At 38.0% G+C, this 17,264-nt stretch carries 18 protein-coding genes; 10 read left to right on the top strand and 8 right to left on the bottom strand.

The window, feature by feature from the left end; translation table 11 throughout:
- The first annotated feature begins 852 nt into the window (after positions 1 to 852).
- The gene (locus tag JWG40_RS07600) at positions 853 to 1,098 is read left to right on the top strand and encodes a hypothetical protein (protein WP_205285224.1); all 246 of its coding nucleotides are present in this window, start codon (positions 853 to 855) and stop codon (positions 1,096 to 1,098) included.
- Between the two features lie 544 nt (positions 1,099 to 1,642).
- Here JWG40_RS07600 and JWG40_RS07595 read toward each other — a convergent pair.
- From JWG40_RS07595 to JWG40_RS07565, 7 genes are all read right to left on the bottom strand, one after another.
- Positions 1,643 to 2,107 carry an ankyrin repeat domain-containing protein gene (locus JWG40_RS07595; protein WP_205285223.1) on the bottom strand — a complete coding sequence of 155 codons (465 nt, stop codon included), beginning with the start codon at positions 2,105 to 2,107 and terminating at the stop codon, positions 1,643 to 1,645.
- 334 nt (positions 2,108 to 2,441) lie between these two features.
- Positions 2,442 to 2,906: an AgmX/PglI C-terminal domain-containing protein gene (locus JWG40_RS07590; protein ID WP_205285222.1), complete on the bottom strand. Its 465-nt coding sequence runs from the start codon at positions 2,904 to 2,906 to the stop codon at positions 2,442 to 2,444.
- Positions 2,907 to 4,451 (bottom strand): FG-GAP repeat protein, encoded by a 1,545-nt coding sequence (locus JWG40_RS07585; protein ID WP_205285221.1) that lies wholly within the window; start codon positions 4,449 to 4,451, stop codon positions 2,907 to 2,909.
- 1,051 nt (positions 4,452 to 5,502) lie between these two features.
- The gene (locus JWG40_RS07580; RefSeq protein WP_205285220.1) at positions 5,503 to 5,904 is read right to left on the bottom strand and encodes a DUF4345 domain-containing protein; all 402 of its coding nucleotides are present in this window, start codon (positions 5,902 to 5,904) and stop codon (positions 5,503 to 5,505) included.
- Between the two features lie 26 nt (positions 5,905 to 5,930).
- Positions 5,931 to 6,569: an NAD(P)-dependent oxidoreductase gene (locus JWG40_RS07575; RefSeq protein WP_205285219.1), complete on the bottom strand. Its 639-nt coding sequence runs from the start codon at positions 6,567 to 6,569 to the stop codon at positions 5,931 to 5,933.
- Positions 6,570 to 6,811: 242 nt separating this feature from the next.
- Positions 6,812 to 7,138, bottom strand: a complete 327-nt coding sequence (locus JWG40_RS07570; protein WP_002981525.1) for a nuclear transport factor 2 family protein — start codon at positions 7,136 to 7,138, stop codon at positions 6,812 to 6,814.
- 27 nt (positions 7,139 to 7,165) lie between these two features.
- A complete protein-coding gene (locus JWG40_RS07565; protein WP_205285218.1) occupies positions 7,166 to 7,963 on the bottom strand; it encodes an SDR family oxidoreductase in 798 nt (265 codons plus the stop codon).
- Between the two features lie 176 nt (positions 7,964 to 8,139).
- On the opposite strand from JWG40_RS07565, the gene JWG40_RS07560 reads away from it, so the two are divergent.
- Entirely contained in the window at positions 8,140 to 8,739 is a 600-nt protein-coding gene (locus JWG40_RS07560) for a TetR/AcrR family transcriptional regulator (protein WP_205285217.1), read from the top strand.
- 988 nt (positions 8,740 to 9,727) lie between these two features.
- Positions 9,728 to 10,882 carry a beta propeller repeat protein gene (locus JWG40_RS07555; protein WP_205285216.1) on the top strand — a complete coding sequence of 385 codons (1,155 nt, stop codon included), beginning with the start codon at positions 9,728 to 9,730 and terminating at the stop codon, positions 10,880 to 10,882.
- A 201-nt stretch (positions 10,883 to 11,083) separates the two neighbouring features.
- Here JWG40_RS07555 and JWG40_RS07550 read toward each other — a convergent pair whose 3' ends face one another.
- Positions 11,084 to 11,629, bottom strand: coding sequence for a YndJ family transporter (locus JWG40_RS07550; protein ID WP_205285215.1), 546 nt, complete (start codon positions 11,627 to 11,629; stop codon positions 11,084 to 11,086).
- Between the two features lie 266 nt (positions 11,630 to 11,895).
- Here JWG40_RS07550 and JWG40_RS07545 point away from each other — a divergent pair, with 266 nt between their 5' ends.
- The 7 genes from JWG40_RS07545 (at position 11,896) to JWG40_RS07515 (ending at position 17,221) form a co-directional block, all read left to right on the top strand.
- A complete protein-coding gene (locus JWG40_RS07545; RefSeq protein ID WP_205285214.1) occupies positions 11,896 to 12,600 on the top strand; it encodes a hypothetical protein in 705 nt (234 codons plus the stop codon).
- Positions 12,601 to 12,657: 57 nt separating this feature from the next.
- A complete protein-coding gene (locus tag JWG40_RS07540) occupies positions 12,658 to 13,209 on the top strand; it encodes a TetR/AcrR family transcriptional regulator (RefSeq protein WP_205285213.1) in 552 nt (183 codons plus the stop codon).
- 51 nt (positions 13,210 to 13,260) lie between these two features.
- Complete coding sequence (locus tag JWG40_RS07535) at positions 13,261 to 14,214, top strand: SDR family NAD(P)-dependent oxidoreductase (RefSeq protein WP_205285212.1); 954 nt, start codon at positions 13,261 to 13,263, stop codon at positions 14,212 to 14,214.
- 285 nt (positions 14,215 to 14,499) lie between these two features.
- On the top strand, positions 14,500 to 14,955 hold the full coding sequence (locus JWG40_RS07530) for a cysteine dioxygenase (protein ID WP_205285211.1): 456 nt from the start codon (positions 14,500 to 14,502) through the stop codon (positions 14,953 to 14,955).
- Complete coding sequence (locus JWG40_RS07525) at positions 14,952 to 16,370, top strand: pyridoxal phosphate-dependent decarboxylase family protein (protein WP_205285210.1); 1,419 nt, start codon at positions 14,952 to 14,954, stop codon at positions 16,368 to 16,370. The genes JWG40_RS07530 and JWG40_RS07525 overlap by 4 nt, the downstream gene beginning before the upstream one ends.
- A gap of 34 nt (positions 16,371 to 16,404) precedes the next feature.
- Positions 16,405 to 16,827 (top strand): YHS domain-containing (seleno)protein, encoded by a 423-nt coding sequence (locus tag JWG40_RS07520; RefSeq protein WP_232369239.1) that lies wholly within the window; start codon positions 16,405 to 16,407, stop codon positions 16,825 to 16,827.
- Complete coding sequence (locus JWG40_RS07515; RefSeq protein WP_205285208.1) at positions 16,817 to 17,221, top strand: DoxX family protein; 405 nt, start codon at positions 16,817 to 16,819, stop codon at positions 17,219 to 17,221. The genes JWG40_RS07520 and JWG40_RS07515 overlap by 11 nt, the downstream gene beginning before the upstream one ends.
- Positions 17,222 to 17,264: the final 43 nt, after the last annotated feature.

The raw sequence follows: 17,264 nt of genomic DNA, 5'->3' as shown, positions 1-17,264 counted from the left end.
TGTCACGCTACGTTGTATTTTGTAAAAGTAATCTCTCACCTCGCCCTTCGGTACGCTTCGCTACTCAGGGTTCGGTTAGGGAAACAGAAAAAACATAGGATGCTGAGTAACGAAGTGGATCGAAGCATCGATTATAAACCTCGCTAATACTAGCGGGGTTTTTTTATGTCGTTCGCGGATTTTTGGCGTAACCAAAAAGAATAAACTTTAACCAAAATCTGATTATATTTAAATTAGAGAGGTGAATTTAACGGGTTTGGTTTATACAAATATAAAATTATCGAATCACGTATTTACTCTTCATACAAAGATCATTTGTTCTGCATTAGTTGAAAGCGGAACTTCAGACTGATTCAATCCAGATCATTGCTTAAATGAATTGGATTGAAAAATCGCAATGCTTTGGAGTGAATCCAGAAAACGCCGGTATTGCCATGGCCAAGTTTAAGTAAGAACATTAGTAATTCCTAAAGTATTTTCCAATATAAAGTGATTGTTTCTAGGTAGGAAGCTCAAACCACGTGAAACATTACTCAATATAGGAAGCCTGTGGGCTTAAAGGCGAATCTTAAAATCGCAACCCAGTTTTATGTTAGGCGGTGCCTCGCGGGACTGCGGCACCCACAGAACACAAAACCGATATTTCGAAAGTATCAATTCCTTTTCTCACTAAAATTATTTCTAAAAGTTCGCCTTTTTGCCTTGGAAGCGGTGTTGATGAAATCAATGATCCTTATTAGAATGGATTCCAAATGAAAAACGGATTCGGTGATCAACTGGGAAGAGGTTTCCTCTTATTTATTGGGAAGGTTACGACAAGAAGCCAGACTGGGAAAAAGGGAAAATTTCGAATTGTATAAAAAGATTTCCTCCTTTTTACCTAAAGATCAAACTGAGTTTGTTCCGAAAGAAAATTTACCTCTCATCAGCGTTGATGTTTCCTTTGAAGGAAAGGTTTTGTCTTTTTTATCGGTGATTTCCTCGTTTGGAACTCCTTTGGACGTCGGATTACAAGAGTTAAAGATCGAAACTTTTTTCCCGAATAACAAAGAAACAGCGGAAACGATGTCTAATCTCGCATCCGCCGTCGGAAAATAAATTCGTATTATTTTAGGTTTTTATTTTTTTATCCCTTTGAATTCAAAAATTGCAAATCCCAATACCGCTAGTCCGACTGCGGCCGCAAATGCGATTCCTAACAGGATTTCATCCTTTGAAAACAAAGATGGAATATCGGATCAATGAATGACTGGAGACATTTCTCAATGTCCTCCACCCCCATGACCACCTCCGCTTGAACCACCACTTCCACCGCCTGAAGACGAATTACCTCCTCCAGAAGAGGAACGACCACCCCCTCCAGATCGATTACCTGACCGAGAAGAATTACGGTTTGAAGATGAATGATTGTCTGAATCACATTTTGAATGACAACCAATGTAAAGGATTGGACAGGTTAGATTCACTTGACTTGAATTTGTAGAACTAGGTTGCAAAGTGATCAGATAACAAAGCGCTTGGTCTGAGTCGCATTTCCTTTTACAGCTTTCTGATGAATGATTAGTAAACGTGTTGGAACAATTAAGAAATAACAACAGAAATCCTAAAGAAATGAATAACTTAGTTGAGAAATTTAGAGTCTTCATTTTGCACCTTTCTCTATCAATAACCGAACAATCTCTTCCTTTTCTGAAAGGAGAATTTCAGATAAAGCGGTATGACCTTCATTTGTGACTAAATTTGGATTTGCTCCTGCATCGAGTAATATCTTTACAATTCTAGGATAACGATTATAGGCTGCCATCATTAATGCGGTATGCCCGTTTCTCGTTTTTGCATTTAAATCTACATTCATGGAGACTAATAGTGATACAATTTCAGTGTGACCTTCTTTTGAAGCAATCATAAGAGGTGTTAGTCTTTCAAACGTATCTTCAGGTGAGTTAATATCGTAACCTTGTTTGATAAGTTGTCTGACTCTTTCCGTATTTCCAATCGCAACCTGGTAATACAAATTCTGAAATCGATCTTCTGACCTGGTTTGTATATTAGCACATTGAATTGTCAAAAGGAGAAAACTGAATGCAAGGTAAATTGTTCGTTTCATGTTTGCATTTTCACATGATAGAAACCAATTTCAAATAGTGGTTTTCCGCAAATGTGGGGAACTACTAAGTGTCCCTTGAATGGATGGATATTCTTTTCGTTTTCTAATACAGATTCCGATCGATCATGATTCCATTGCATGAAATCAAAAGTTTAGCCAATTTAGGATTCGAATTTTTCGCGGTAAATGGCAATAAAATTTCTAATTAACTTGAGGGTGCGGTAGCGGTCGCAAGGCAACCGGGGCCCTGGTTAACCGACCTCAATTGACTGAAATAGCTCCACATAAGGCTCGTTACAAGTTCGAATCGTGTGGGTTGTTTGGGAGTTCTCCCTTATTTTGGAACATTCACTTCCTTTTTAAAGAAAAAGGTATATTCTGCGTAGGTGTTACGCGACCTATCAGGCGGAGGAGGAAATTCCCAAGACTTAATTTCATTTTGGATGCAACTAATGAGTAATTCTGATGAGAAATCGGATTGGATGAGTTCGACTTTTGTGGGAACACCATCGGGTTCGATCTGCCAATCGAATTGGATTTTGCCTTCTTCGATTTTAGGTTTCGATTCTAAGTATAAATTGTAACAGATTTGAATTTTGCGTTTGTGTTTGGTGATGGTAAAGTTCACTTCTCGTTTGTGGTAAGGAGAGAGACCTTTTTTATCCACTTCCACTGGAGTTTGTGTGAATGAGTTTCCATTTGCGTTTGGACGAAGGAAAAGAAAATACATAATACTTAAGACAAGAGTTGTCATTGCAACAAGAATGATTTCTTTCTGGTATGGAATTAGTTCTTTCATTTATTTTCTAATAAAAACATAGCCTGCACCAGAATTAGTAGCTAAGTTATTTGTACTCGCAGTAGGTCCATTTGTAATTGTGTTTTGATTGCTGTCCTCTTGGTTCGCTGACACAATCATGGTATCACCTGAAATGGCAACAGCATAGCCAAACTGATCGTCTAGACCTGGATTCGGTGGTTTGATGTAGGCTCGGTGGAACCAGTTGGACCCAGATCGTTGGAAAACATAAACAGCACCTGCATTGGTGATAGAGTTATCTTCACTTGCAGTTTGTCCATTCGTAACCGTTGTCTGGTTACTATCTTCAAAAATGGCTCCAACCAAAATTGTATCACCCTCAATCGCAAGTGAGATACCAAAACGATCATCTGACCCTGTATTGGGGGCCTTGAGGTAGGCTTGGTGTGTCCATGTAGAACCGATTCTTTGGAAAACATAAGCAGCGCCAGATAGGGCAGCTGAGTTATCCGTATTTGCAGTTTGTCCATTTGTAATCGTTGTTTGGTTACTTGATTCAGCAAATGACCCGACCACAATCGTATCCTTTGAAATGGCGACACGCTGACCGAATTGATCGTTTGCTTCTCCATTGGGTGCTTTTAAGTAAGCTTGCGTTGCCCAAGTCGAACCCGTCCTTTGGAATACATAGGCGGCACCCGAAATGGATGCAGAGTTATCGCTACTTGCACCACCTCCGTTTGTAATTGTTGTTTGGTTGCTATCCTCTAAATTTGCACCTACTACAATCGAATCTCCTGAGATGGCAACAGAAATTCCAAATCGATCCTCTGTTTGCGCATTTGGAGCTTTGAGATAGGCTTGTTCTGCCCAAGTTGTGCCAGTTCGTTGAAAAACATAAGCGGCCCCTGCATTGAGAGCTAAGTTATCGATAGTAGCAGACGAACCATTTGTGATAGTTGTTTGGTTGCTATCCTCGAGAGATGCCCCGACAACAATCGTATCTCCAGAGATGGCGACAGAAATTCCGAACTGATCATCCAATCCCGCATTGGAAGGTTTGAGGTAAGCCTGTTCTACCCAAGTGGAACCCGTCCTTTGAAAGACATATACGGCGCCAGATTTCGAAGCTGAATTGTCGTTACTTGCGGGAAGTCCATTTGTGATCGTTGTTTGGTTGCTATCTTCTTCATTTGCCCCGACCGCAATCGTGTCTCCATCGATCGCAACAGAAATCCCAAATCGATCGTCAACTTCTGCATTGGAAGCTTTCAGGTATGCTTCTTGTGTCCATGAATCACCAGATCTTTGGAATACATAGACTGCACCTGACCAGAGTGCTGAGTTATTTCCACTTGCAGTTGGTCCATTAGAAATGGTAGTTTGGTTACTCGCTTCTCCAGGAGCTCCGACCACGATGGAATCTCTTGAGATGGCGACTGCGTTTCCAAAAAAATCATTTGCCTCTGCATTGGATGCTTTGAGATAGGCCTGGGCTTCCCAAAGTTTTGGTGCATTACTGACACGGAACCCGCAAAAGGGAGTTGGAGTTTCTGAAAGGGAGGATAATAAAAGGGTTGCCAAATAACTCTTTGATTTTTGATCACAGGGGTTATTCAATGTTAATTGCTTGCAACCTCCGTAAGCTAAAAAAAATAATAAGCCTACAGTCCATCTGACCAAGGAACTACGAACTGCGAATGGTCCTTTCCCCATCAAATTACTCAAATTTTTTTCCCTTAAATAAAATTCCTAACATACGTTAGAAAAATCCAATAACTATTATCAGGTCTAGCAAGTTTTTTACCTGCTATCACTAAATTGGTTACCAATTTTTCAAAATTTTGTCAGGTTCTTAAAATTTTCAAATTCAAACCTATCGACATCAAATCGAAACTGTTTTTTGAATACTAGTTGCAGGAGAGTATCGGAGGTGAGACTGGTTCACCTCCGTTTATAGCGGAAATCAATTACCTTTCGTTTTAGATTGTTGTCACTCTACATTGTATATTGTAAAAGTTCCCTTCGACAAGCTCAGGGCGAACCCTTGAGTATGAACCTCATCAGAATTTGGTGGTTTTTTTTATGTGGTCTTTCGACAAGCTTAGGAGCCGCTAACTAGATTTACGATGCCATTTGGCATAAGACCAATCCCAAGAGGATTTTTGTAAGGGTTGTTCTACGATCAAGCCCCAAATCCAGAAACGATTTCCTGATAATCCTTATTACCTTAATACAGTTCATACTTTGATTGAATCATTTAGGATGAGTTTTCTCCGGGAACTGGTATCAGGAGTAGTGCGAAACTAGGTGATCCTGAAAAAAATAGAGATTAGAAACCAATCGTTATAGGATTAAGTGGAATGAGTTACAAAAATCGATTCGAAAATGGAACCCTAATCTAATATCCGAAGGCCTGTTGTCAAATTTTGGACTCTGTAATTTACTACTTGGAAAATGATAAGAGTTTTCCAAGAACCAACCACCAAACAAAGAGTGAGATTTCGCATATTTGCAATTTAAAAGCTAACTCCAAAATGGTTCTCATTTTGGATGTTGCCTGATACTTACCTTCAGAGAACCTTGCTATAGTTTCGCTACATAAGAAAATCGGGTATCCTCTACCCGAATTGCCTCAACTAGAAGAAAGCGTAATCTCTTTTTTTGTGAGGTAGAGACAAAATACGCCTAATACCAATTCAATGATCATTGCCAATTGTAACGAGTAAGCAGGAAGTCCATCTAACAGGATGCTAAAGAAACGAGAGATTCCATATCCTACCAATAAAATTCCGGCACTTGTCAAAGAGGCCTTTACGATTTTAGTTAGGAAAAAACTTAAAAATAGAGCAATTCCCGAAAGAATGAATACTCCTCCGGGAGCTCTGATTTCACTTAGCAGGTTCGGATTTTTATTCAATTGAATCATATTCATTTCAAACAAAGTTTCTGGAATGAACAAAATCGTTCCTCCGATGGAAATGAGAAGGATTCCGATTACTATTATTAATAATTTATAAAAATTAAATTTACTCATAAAACTCTCCAGTTAGAATTTTGTTTTTACTTTGCATTTGATATCCAGGTAACTTCTCGATTGTATTGGTTCGAGTTGATTTGTTTTAGTATGAAATCAACTAGGTCTGCTTTTGAAATTTTGTAAGCTAATTTATGTTTTGGTATATCTTCCGTTCGGCCATGTAGGTATTGATTCGTCAATGTACCATCAAAAAAATTTCCAGGTCTTATAATCGTGAAATCGAGTCCACTTTCGGTGATTAATTTTTCTTGGCCAAAGTGGTCTTTGAATAGATTACGTAGGAGTATTGGTCCAAGAACCCATCGATATATAAAAGGTAAAAATGGAAATGAAGATCCTACACCAAATGAAGATAAACATAAAATTCTTTTTACACCTGTTTCTTTCATGGCTTTGACAATGTTATTAGTTCCGATTGTTCGAATGAGGCTTTTATCCTGAAGGGGTGCCCCTAAAAGACAAATCACTAAATCATGATTCTGAATTCCTTCCTTCACATCTGAATAATTTGTTACATTTCCATGTTTATTTTGGATATGATTGTTTGGATGCAATGAATCTAGATTTCTGCTAAACCTTGTTACCTGGTGATCTCCCTTTGAAAGTAAGGGGAGAAGTAGTTTCCCAATCCCTCCCGTGGCTCCAAATACGATTATTTTCATGAACTGCTCCTAAGATAAAAATTGATAGAGTCAATTCTAACTTAAGAATCTCTTTGAAAATTGGACAAATCCGACAGAGTTTACTTTTTTTTCTCTAAATTCCATAATAGCGAACTAACTTTTCGCTCGCACTGAGTTTATCGAAGTGTGTTTGATAGGAAGAAAAAAACATACGGGCTAGAAATTCATCAATAGGCTTTGATACAACGTTCTACATCTGAATTTCTAGCGACCAGGAAAGATCAAATAAGATCTATTTTTAAATCTTGGATTAGACCCGACTGGAGTTTGATTTGGTATTCAAAATGCAAAGGACTACCTTTGAAATTCCCTGTGGCTTTTACTTTCATCGTGATTTTGTCTGAAGTTTCCTCAATATGCGTTGGCTCCGTATGAACCTCATACTTCATCTCTCTGAAATTCTTTTCGATGGCTTTTTTCCCAACGACAGTTTCTTTTTCACCAATGTCCGCATAGATGGCGTTCTGTGTGAAGCAGGATAAATACATTTCCACATCCCTCTCGTTAGACGCCTGAATCAAAGTCTCTGCTATTTTTGGAATTTTCATTTTATATATGCTCCTTTTATAAATTCTTTAAACCGTCGGGACTGTCCCGCCATCGATGACGTATTCGGCTCCATTTATGGATCCCGCTTTGTCAGACGAGAGAAATGCGATCAGTTCAGCTACTTCTTCTTGTTTGGCGGGTCGTCCGATCGGTATGCCGCCCAAAGCATCCATCACACTTTGTTTTGCTTGTTCGACGGTGATCTTGTTTGTGTTCGCAATTTCCTCGAGCCAAACATTTGAGGCATCGGTTCCGATCCAACCAGGAGAAACTACATTTACGCGAATCCCTTTTGGACTAATTTCCTTAGACAAACTTTTGCTGTAATTTGTAAGGGCAGCCTTCGCAGCAGCGTAAGGAATTGTTGATTCATATAAGGGAAGGATTCTTTGAATACTGCTGACGTGAACGATGGATCCGTGGCCCTGCTTCAACATTTCTGGCACAAGCAATCGATTCAGACGGACCGCGGGGAAGAGATTGAGATTAAGGGATTTTTGCCAGTCTTCATCAGATAATTTGCTGAAGCCACCCGCCGGAGAACTTGAGCCGCCGACAACATGCGCGATGATGTCGATGCCGCCTAATTGCGAGAGCACCTCTTTTGCGATGAGATTTGTTCCTTCGGCGGTAGCGAGATCTGATTTTACGAATATCACACCTTGGGGTAGCTGATCCGTTGTATCACGCGCAGTTGTCAAAACATTCGCTCCAGCTAGTGCGAAACGCTTAACAGTGGCAAGGCCGACACCAGCGGTGCCTCCAGTGACTAAAACTCTTTTACCTTCAAACTCTTTCGGTCTCACTTCGTATGGGTTATTCATATACCCTCCTGGTTGTTTGATTCACCTGAATCAAGTTTTTAATATAGATCAATATCAAAATCTACATTAATTACTAGTTGATTTCTGTAAATTATTTAATATCGATCTATATCATAAAAATCCATCCGTTGAGGATTTTCAGTTTTTCGATGACACGGGAAGTCGCAGAGGTCCATATGAAGACAAAAAAAGGCGAAAAGGATAAGTTACGCGTGGCGATTCTTGATAGCGCTATCCGCTATTTTAAAGAAAACGGAAGTGGTGCTTCTGGCATTTCAGGCATCATGAATCATGCCGGTCTCACTACGGGGGCACTCTATAGTCATTTCAGCTCCAAGGACGAACTCTTTGGCGAAACGATTTGCCGCGAACTTGAGAAGCTCGAATTTCAGCTTTCTCAGACTTTCAAGAAAGAAAAAAAGAACGCGCTTAAAGTGATGATCGAAATCTACTTTGAGGAGGAACGTTTAGTTGAGGTCGGCGACGGTTGTGTTTATACTGCCTTAGGCAGTGATATGCACAGGAGCCAGGCCAGCTACCGTGAACGTTATGAAAAGTATACGGAAAAAGTCTTTCAACTTTTCGCCGACTGCATTCAGCTTCAATTCCCCAAGGAAAGCGCTGAAGCTTGCTATGAAAAGGCAATGGTTCTTTACAGCGGCATGGTAGGCGCAATGACTATGGCTCGCACAACAAAAAATTTGAAAGTTGCTCATGCGATCCTCGCGGCTGAGAAGAAACATCTGATACAAAGTTTCGTTGCCAAAGAGAAATGAATTGCTAAAACGATTTTACTTTCATAGCACTCATTCCATAAAAAGCCTAGGTGAGTTTCCAAATTGTGGGATCTTCCCGAATTTGGATTCGGATTTCGCCGCATCATTCGAGATAAATGAATCAATCTGATTTTTCCTGAGGGATAGTAAGGGCGCGGTCGCGGAAGCGACCGAAGCACTGGATAGCCCGACCCCAGTGTATTGGGCATTTGTTCTATAGGTTAAGAAATAAATTTCGAAACAGGGTTAAGTTTTTTGGGGCTCGCCTCGAATCGTTCTTAGCTATAAGGAGACATAATCCTACAGCTGCAAATCCACAAACCCCCACCCGAGTTAGGGTGGAGGGGAGTGGCTCGTGGGCAGGTGCGAATTTCCTCCATATCATAACCCAAAACAGTTGAAAACGAACATCCCAATTCCGCAGATTTTATTAGCAAAATCTTCGCCTTTTTGCAGTTTTCCATATGATCCAGAGAGAGTTCATGTGGTCGTGGTAAGTGCTTTGGCAGTTTTGGCTTCGAAGTTGATCGCACAGGAGTTTATTAGATTTTTCTAATTCTATGGTTGAGTGAATCAATGATATAAAGACTGGCTCCAGCACTAGGAATTCCAAGCCGATTATTAAAAGTGGTAGAGGTAACCGGTCCATCTAAATTGCCGCGTAAACCAACGCTACCGGCTATGGTTGTTAATTGAGAAGTGGAAAGAACTATTTTTCTTATCGTATGATTTTTGTTATCTGCTATACGCAGATTTATTCCGTCACAGGTAATTCCCTGAAAATCTTAATGAACCAATCCACCTTTCAAAAACCTAGGTCAATCATTAAATCCAGAAAAAAGATACTTTCTAAGACAAAAAACGATTGTAGTATTACTGATGTTAAAGTATTCTATTCATCGATCGGTAACCTTTGAAATCAAATATTCAATATACGATTCTATTCTTAGCTACAATCAGTATGTTATACTGTTCTAAGGAAGATACTATGAATATTGTTCCATCGAATATGTGTACGGAAAGTACTCCGAGTATATCCGGAGATGCCCAGTTCCAGGTAATCAATAGTAATTTAATTTTTCTTTCGGGTATAACAAAACCTGAATACCTCGTGGACAAAGATAAACTGGAGGGTTATACATACCTTGCGAAATCCATAGATGGAGGAAAGAATTGGACAAAATTCGATCCTCCTACGAGTGAAGGATTTAAGAAAAGATACAAAACGCAGATCAAACTAACAACGGACTTTGTCACTGAAAGTATAGGTTTTGTTTACTCGGATATGGAGGGAGAGTCTGCATTTTTTACCGCAGATTCTGGAATGACATATGAAAAAATACCTCATAATTCAAATGAGTTCGTCAATGCAGTTTACTTAACAAATGAGAAAGTTTTATTTTTTAGTAGAGCCGTAGGGTATTCCAGCATCGACCCACCCAAGTTTCCATTTCTACGAATATACAATTTGGTAAGTAAAAACATAACAGAAATTCAGCTACCTAACTTAGGAAGTTATGCCGCAAACAGCGTAATTTTTGTAAAAAGATTTAACAATGATATAATAGTTTCTTATCATAATTCGGTTTCGGCTACTTCTGAAAATAGGCAAACATTTTATCGAAGCCAGGATTTTGGGGATAGTTTTCAGGAAATTGTTCCACAAAATGAGAGAAAAGGTATTATCAGATTTTATAATACAAACTTAGCTTATAGAATTTATCAAAATCAGTTATCTGTTTCTATTGATTTGGGTGATACTTGGAATTTGGTAGGAGAATACCCTTCCACTTATCCAAGTAATACAAATGTTCCCGATTTTATATCGAATCAATATTTGTATTTAAGGACCTATAAAATAGGGGATATTAAGTATTATACCTCTGAATACCCTACTATCAATTGGCAGGAATTTATCAATTTGTCTTCCCACTTCCTTTTGTTCCATGAATCCAGTTTTGCAAAAGATTCGGATCGATTTTTTTTCACCAATCGAAATTCAAAAATTGCCTCAACTATTTTCCCATTTACCACAGAGGTGGAATTAAGCTTAAATCCCATTCGTACACACTATTCAGATACTTTAAAAGTAATCAATCGATTTGAGCTTATGGCACTTGGGTACTTTTGTCTCATCTTCTGAATTTGTTGGTAATATCACTTTGTATTTTTTTTAGGGGAAAGGAAAAATATAAACAGGTTAGTTCTATTTTGATAAATAAAGTTTTTAGCCTATGAATATTTGTCAAAAGGTGTTTTTTATTGGTTATGTTTTGTATCTTGCAAGATCATGAAGCGAAAAGCATTTGAAGATATATATTTGTAATCTCTCTATGACTCGATTTCATTTTACGTCTTCGAATAGCAGCGAGCCTAAAAAACAAGGAATCACGATAAACGCATTCACACATCCGTGTAAGATAATCATAAACGGATATCCGTAAAAAAATTTTGGAAATCCTTGGTAAAACTCGTTGAGTAGGGCCAAAAGCAAAGTGAAAGAAAGGAAAACGATACTAGACCTACGAAGTAATTGTGAAATGAAGTTTTGATTTTGTATGAATTTTCCTAAATACCAAAGGGAGAAAGGCATTAGGAAAGAGTAGCCGATCACACCAATTTTTTTTAGAATTGGATTTCCGTAAATTCCATAAGCAATCAAAAGAAATAGAAATACTATACTAAGGCTTATTATAGGATTAATCTTTGATTGATTATTTTTTTCGGAAAGGAAAATGATTCCTGATAAAAATAACCAGCCGATGAAACAACCATGCAAGGCTGCATAGTAACTCCAGGTTTCATTGTAACCAAGAAGGTAGTATTGGTTTTGCCCAGAGTAAAACCAAATGGCAGACAAAAAACTAAATCCAAATGGCAGTAAACCCATCCAAGTATTTCCTAGAAACAAATTCTTCATTTGTGTTTTGCAGAACAAAACGGATCCAACTCCACAAAAAATTGGCCATACAATGGATAACTGAGGTATTTTTAAAAAGATTGCTAGAATGATAAAAAGGAAGGAGATAAGGTGAAAACGGGAATATACTTTTGAATTTTTCAAAAAGAAACGATTACTAAATAAAGGTGCAATGGCATACCCAAAACTTAGGGCAATTAGTAATAGCGAATTTTCATTCATAAAGTAGATTTTATATGTTAGAGAAACAAGTCCACACACAAGAAGTTTTTAGTTTTCATTGTTTTAAACTTCCTATCTACAAATTACCATTTTATTTATTTTTTTATTCTAAGATAAAGAAACTAAAGGGGCTGAAACATTCCGAACTATTTGTTCCCATGCAATTGGGAGAACCTTTGTTTTCAACAAAAAGATATCACATCAAAAATGTTTCCGTCCTGGCATTTTGGCAAACAGAAGAGGATTTTAATCATTTCTTAAAGATTTCCGAAAAGGATCCTATCCTCTCCGGATGGCATCTTCGATTGAAATTATACCGAAGATGGGGGAGTGTTCGAGAACTTGACTTTGCATCATTGTATCCTAGGAAATCAGAAAGGGATACGACAACTGTTGCGATTACTCTTGCTCGATTAAAACTCTCTCATTTGTTTCGATTTACGAAATGGGGGAGACCTGTCGAAAAACAAGTTCGGAATCATTCTGGAAAAAAATTTGCTCTCGCTGCCTTTCGCCCATTCAGAAATTTTTTGACCTTTAGCGTTTGGAATTCTGAGGCGGAAATGATCCATATGGTCAGCGGAAAAGATCCCCAATCAGATGGAGTGGAACACAAAGAAGCAATGAGGGAAAGGGATAAAAAAGACTTTCACACAGAATTCACCACACTTCGATTCGAAATTTTGCGGGAAGTGGGAAATAGAAGTGAATTCCCTTAAATTCATCCAAACCTTGGAGGGAAAGTTTCCATTTTTTTATTGACGAATTACAGAGTCATGTTATTGATTGATCAATTAATGATGAAATCAAAAGAGGCTGAGACAAGCACGACACAGACTAGGAAGGCAGAGATTCTCGCTGCAGCAGTAAGGGTATTCTCTTCCTTGGGCTTTTATAAGGCAACGACGGCAGATATTGCGGAATCGGCTTCCATTTCTCAGCCATATATTTTTAAGTTTTTTAAATCGAAGGAAGAGCTATATTTAGCGGCTTTGGAAGAAGCTTTCGGAAGGATTCATTCTGAATTTGAGAAAATTCAAATCGTCGGGACTGGCTCAGATTTGCAATGGAAAATGATCACTGCCTACGAACAATTGATGGCGGAGTTTCCTGAAGAAATTCACCTCCAAATGCAGGCATTTGGTATTTCAGAACTTTCTATCCGAGAGAAAACTAAAGAATCTTTTGCAAAATTATACCAATTGGTCTTGGGAAAATTCCAGAAGGCGGAAATCCCAGAGCCCGAGTTCGCAGCCAAGGTTTTCCTTTCCAAAGGAATATTCTGTAATATTACATTGGTTTTGGATTTGCCGGAAATGAAGTTTTGATTTTTTTTTAAGAATTTTGTGATTGATTGATCAATAAATATGGAGACGGAAATGGAAAAAGTATTGGTACTGGGAGCGACAGGGGGAACGGGAAAAGCACTCGTTCAAGAGTTAATGGCAAGAGGGATTGCGACGATTGCTTTTGGAAGGAATCAGGGAGCCTTGGAAATATTGGCAAAGGAATTGGGAAATCCAAAAAAGCTAGAACTGGCATTAGGTGATGTTTTCAAGTGGGAATCAATTCGAGATGCAGCGAAAACGGCAGACATCATTTTTCAGGCAGCAAACGTTCCTTATCAGGAGATGGCAGCCAAATCATTACTACTGGCTGAATCGGTTATGAAAGCAGCGGAAGCAAATTCCCAAAAGATCGTATTTGTTGACGGTATCTACGTTTATGGACCAAATCCTGGTTATGCGGTTGAGGAATCTTATCCTAGAAAACCTAACTCCAAAAAAGGAAAAATTCGGATAGAGATGGAGAATCTAATTTTTTCCGACCGATGGAAACAGAGTAAACCACTCATTGTAAGATTGCCTGATTACTATGGTCCCTCTAGTAAAAATGCATATTTGAATCCTACCTTAGAGGGATTGGCTTTTGGTAAAACCGCTTTGTTTATTGGGGATACAAGTGTGAAACGAGAATATATCTATCTTCCCGATGCTGCCAAGATGATTGTGAATCTAGCCTCCCGAGAATCCTCCTATGGAAGAAATTGGAACGTACCTGGACAGGTGATTTCAGCTAAGGAGATTGTGAAGATCGCGAAACAAACCACTGGCAAAAGAACATTTTTGATTCCTGTTGGAAAAATCACCTTAGTGCTTGCGGGTATCTTTGATTCTTTTTTAAGAGAAGTAGTGGAAATGATGTATTTAACAAAAGACCCTTTGGTTTTGAGTGGGGCTCAGTATGAAAGAGAGATTGGAGCAATTCCCAAAACTCCTTTTGAAAAAGGACTCAAAGAGACATTCGAATTCATTCAATCCAACAAAAGATAAATGAAATGGATATCCGGTTTGTTCGTGGATAAACAAATCGGTTTTTTCTTCATTCTTCGAAATACCTAGAAAACCGGAATCGAAAAGCAGAAAGTACATACCTATGATTTGGCATTCTTCTTAAAAAATCCGATCAAAAATCAAAAAAAAAGCCCATTTTTGTAACATTTCAGGAAACCAGTGCAATTCCAAAGAGAAATGCTTCAATTCCTCATAAACATCTGTTGGTTACGTAAACCGCAGAGAAGGAAAAAGATTTCGAGAGTATGGAAAGGATGGATATAGATGAATGAACTGGCACTAGCATTGAATACTCTGAAGGAAATAAAAATAGAGCAAAGTTTTAATATACAAGAGGGAGAACGGAAACGGTATAAATATGCAGAAGGGACGGGTTGGGAAATTTTACTAATGGTTTGGGGGAGTAATTCCCAAACACCCATTCATAACCACAATGGAAGCAAAGGTTGGATACGAATGGTAAAAGGGAATCTACTGGAATTATGTTTTGATCAAAAACCCATTTATCAAAAGCAAAAACTTTTAGGAGTTGGAACTGATACTTATATAGATGATAGTAAGGGGACACACCAAATTGTGAATCCTTTTCCTACCGTTGCGATGAGTTTACATCTTTACTCACCTTCAATTTCTAAATGTACCATATTTGATGAGAATTCTAAAGAATGGCGATTGCAAGATTTGGTTAATCATTCATTTGAGGAAGTTTTTGTAAAATGAAAAGTGACCCTTCCATTTTAGCCGATGTTTTTCGTATTTGTTTTGAGCACTATGATAAGGCCAAAACTTCTCCTACTGGAAAAATAAAAAATCCAAATGAGATTTTAAAAAACTTTGATTTTGATATAAAGAAAAATCCTGCGGATGCAGCGGATTTATTTAAGGACATGCAGTTGTATCTTAGTTTAACTCCCAATACACTAACACCGAATTTCCAAAATCAGCTATTTTCAGGATTAAACCAGTATGCGTTGGCGGGCGATTGGCTTACATCCGTTACAAACACAACGATGGCTACATTTGAAGTTTCTCCGATGGGAACTTTGGTCGAGAAAAAAATGATAGAACATATGAATCGTTTGATCGGATGGGAAAATGGGGATGGGATCATGGCAACAGGTGGATCCAATGCAAATATGATTTCTTTGTTAGTCGCAAGAAACAAAAAATTTCCTGAGATCAAAAAAGAAGGTCAATTCAATAAAAGGCTAACTTTGTTTGTGTCAGAAGAAGCTCATTATTCTTTTGAAAAAGCTGCAAATATGCTTGGTATTGGACTGGATCAAGTAAGAAAAATCAAAACAAGTCCAAATGGGGAAATGGAGCCTGTTCATTTGGAAGAAATGATTCAAGCCAGTCTTTTAGAAGGAGAGTATCCTTTTTATGTGGCTGCAACTTCGGGAACCACTGTGCTTGGTTCTTTCGATCCAATTGATCGTATCTATGAGATTTCAAAAAAGTTTAATTTATGGCTTCACGTGGATGGGGCTTGGGGAGGGAGCGTTCTACTTTCTTCCAAACATCGTCATCATTTAAATGGAATTGAAAATGTAGATAGTATGACCTGGGACACTCATAAGATGATTGGTACTGGACTTATGAGTTCCTTTTTTCTAACAAAACATCCCGGTATTCTTCGCTCCTCACATAATCATGGTGGAGGTGATTATATTTTTCACGAATCAGAAATTGCGGAATGGGATCTTGGTCCTTCTTCTTTGCAATGTGGTCGTAGAAATGATGCTTTAAAAGTGTGGTTGACATGGCGTTCGTTAGGTGACATTGGGGTGAAGGATCAAATCGATAATTTATTTACAATGGCTATAAAAGCTAAGGAAATGATTTTGGAGTCTAGTGAATTGATGCTAATGTATGAACCGTCTTCTTTGAATGTCTGTTTTCGCTATCGGTCTGTAGGTAATGTAAATAACCTAAACAAAGAAATTCGAAAGCGATTGTTAGAGGAGGGAGATTTTTTTATTAATATTGCAACAAGAATGGGGGAGACTTTTTTTCGCCTTATCATTGTTCATCCAGAATTGAGTGAAGTTCACCTTAAAAAACTATTTTCAGACATCATCCGACTGGGTAATAAAATTGAAGAAGAAAATGCATCTTGTTTGCTCAAAATATAACGTTATGGAAGGTCACTAGTAAATGAATATCATATTGAAGTTATTTCTTTTTGTTTGTTTTTTTACACCTTTAATGGCTGAGGAAATAAATACTTCTTTTATTGGGAAATTAGCTGTAAATGGATATGATGTTGTTGCTTATTTTAAAGAACAAAAACCCGTTAAAGGAAATTCAAAGTATCAATTCCTATGGAAAAATGCAGTTTGGAAATTTTCTACCGAAGAGAATTTAAATTTATTTAAATTAACTCCGGAGAAATTTGCCCCACAATATGGAGGATACTGTGCATTTGCAATGAGTAAGGGCGAGAAATATGATATTTCTCCAGATGCTTGGGATATAACTGAGGGAAAACTGTATTTAAATTACGATCAAGAAATTCATGAAGAATGGATCAAAAATAAAAAAGAATTCATCATCAAAGCGGATCTTTATTGGAAAAAAAATGATAAATAAAGTGATTATTATTCTAAAAATCATCATCTCTTCGATTTTATTGCAGACGCTCTTCTTTAAGTTTAGCGCCGCCCCTGAATCGGTTTATATATTTTCAAAGATTGGGATGGAGCCATACGGGAGAATCGGGTCAGGGGTTGCCGAACTATTTGCAGTATTATTGTTGGTTTGGTCACAAACCACTGTCGTTGGAGCTTTACTCTCCCTTGTCATAATGTCTGCGGCCCTTTGTTTTCATGTCACGAAACTCGGAATTGTCGTGATGGATGATTCTGGATTGCTATTCATTTTAGCCCTTGTAGTGCTTATTTCATCAATTTTGATTTTATATTTAAAAAAAGACGAATGGGTTCCTTGGGTAAAGCTTATATGGAAGAGGAATGGAAAACAATGAAATCCGTTTGTTTTGGATGTTTTGTTAAGTTGGAAAACATTAC

This window comes from Leptospira abararensis (assembly GCF_016918735.1).
GTDB lineage: Bacteria > Spirochaetota > Leptospiria > Leptospirales > Leptospiraceae > Leptospira_A > Leptospira_A abararensis.
The sequence above is the reverse complement of the archived record's forward strand: the minus strand, read 5'-3'. Positions and strand labels throughout refer to the sequence as shown.

What these genes read in the sequence shown, in the direction of transcription:
- JWG40_RS07595 (WP_205285223.1), bottom strand. Translation starts at nt 2,107, where the DNA reads ATGAAACGAACAATTTACCTTGCATTCAGTTTTCTCCTTTTGACAATT.
- JWG40_RS07590 (WP_205285222.1), bottom strand. Translation starts at nt 2,906, where the DNA reads ATGAAAGAACTAATTCCATACCAGAAAGAAATCATTCTTGTTGCAATG.
- JWG40_RS07580 (WP_205285220.1), bottom strand. Translation starts at nt 5,904, where the DNA reads ATGAGTAAATTTAATTTTTATAAATTATTAATAATAGTAATCGGAATC.
- JWG40_RS07575 (WP_205285219.1), bottom strand. Translation starts at nt 6,569, where the DNA reads ATGAAAATAATCGTATTTGGAGCCACGGGAGGGATTGGGAAACTACTT.
- JWG40_RS07570 (WP_002981525.1), bottom strand. Translation starts at nt 7,138, where the DNA reads ATGAAAATTCCAAAAATAGCAGAGACTTTGATTCAGGCGTCTAACGAG.
- JWG40_RS07565 (WP_205285218.1), bottom strand. Translation starts at nt 7,963, where the DNA reads ATGAATAACCCATACGAAGTGAGACCGAAAGAGTTTGAAGGTAAAAGA.
- JWG40_RS07560 (WP_205285217.1), top strand. Translation starts at nt 8,140, where the DNA reads ATGAAGACAAAAAAAGGCGAAAAGGATAAGTTACGCGTGGCGATTCTT.
- JWG40_RS07555 (WP_205285216.1), top strand. Translation starts at nt 9,728, where the DNA reads ATGAATATTGTTCCATCGAATATGTGTACGGAAAGTACTCCGAGTATA.
- JWG40_RS07550 (WP_205285215.1), bottom strand. Translation starts at nt 11,629, where the DNA reads ATGGGTTTACTGCCATTTGGATTTAGTTTTTTGTCTGCCATTTGGTTT.
- JWG40_RS07545 (WP_205285214.1), top strand. Translation starts at nt 11,896, where the DNA reads ATGTTAGAGAAACAAGTCCACACACAAGAAGTTTTTAGTTTTCATTGT.
- JWG40_RS07540 (WP_205285213.1), top strand. Translation starts at nt 12,658, where the DNA reads ATGTTATTGATTGATCAATTAATGATGAAATCAAAAGAGGCTGAGACA.
- JWG40_RS07535 (WP_205285212.1), top strand. Translation starts at nt 13,261, where the DNA reads ATGGAAAAAGTATTGGTACTGGGAGCGACAGGGGGAACGGGAAAAGCA.
- JWG40_RS07530 (WP_205285211.1), top strand. Translation starts at nt 14,500, where the DNA reads ATGAATGAACTGGCACTAGCATTGAATACTCTGAAGGAAATAAAAATA.
- JWG40_RS07525 (WP_205285210.1), top strand. Translation starts at nt 14,952, where the DNA reads ATGAAAAGTGACCCTTCCATTTTAGCCGATGTTTTTCGTATTTGTTTT.
- JWG40_RS07515 (WP_205285208.1), top strand. Translation starts at nt 16,817, where the DNA reads ATGATAAATAAAGTGATTATTATTCTAAAAATCATCATCTCTTCGATT.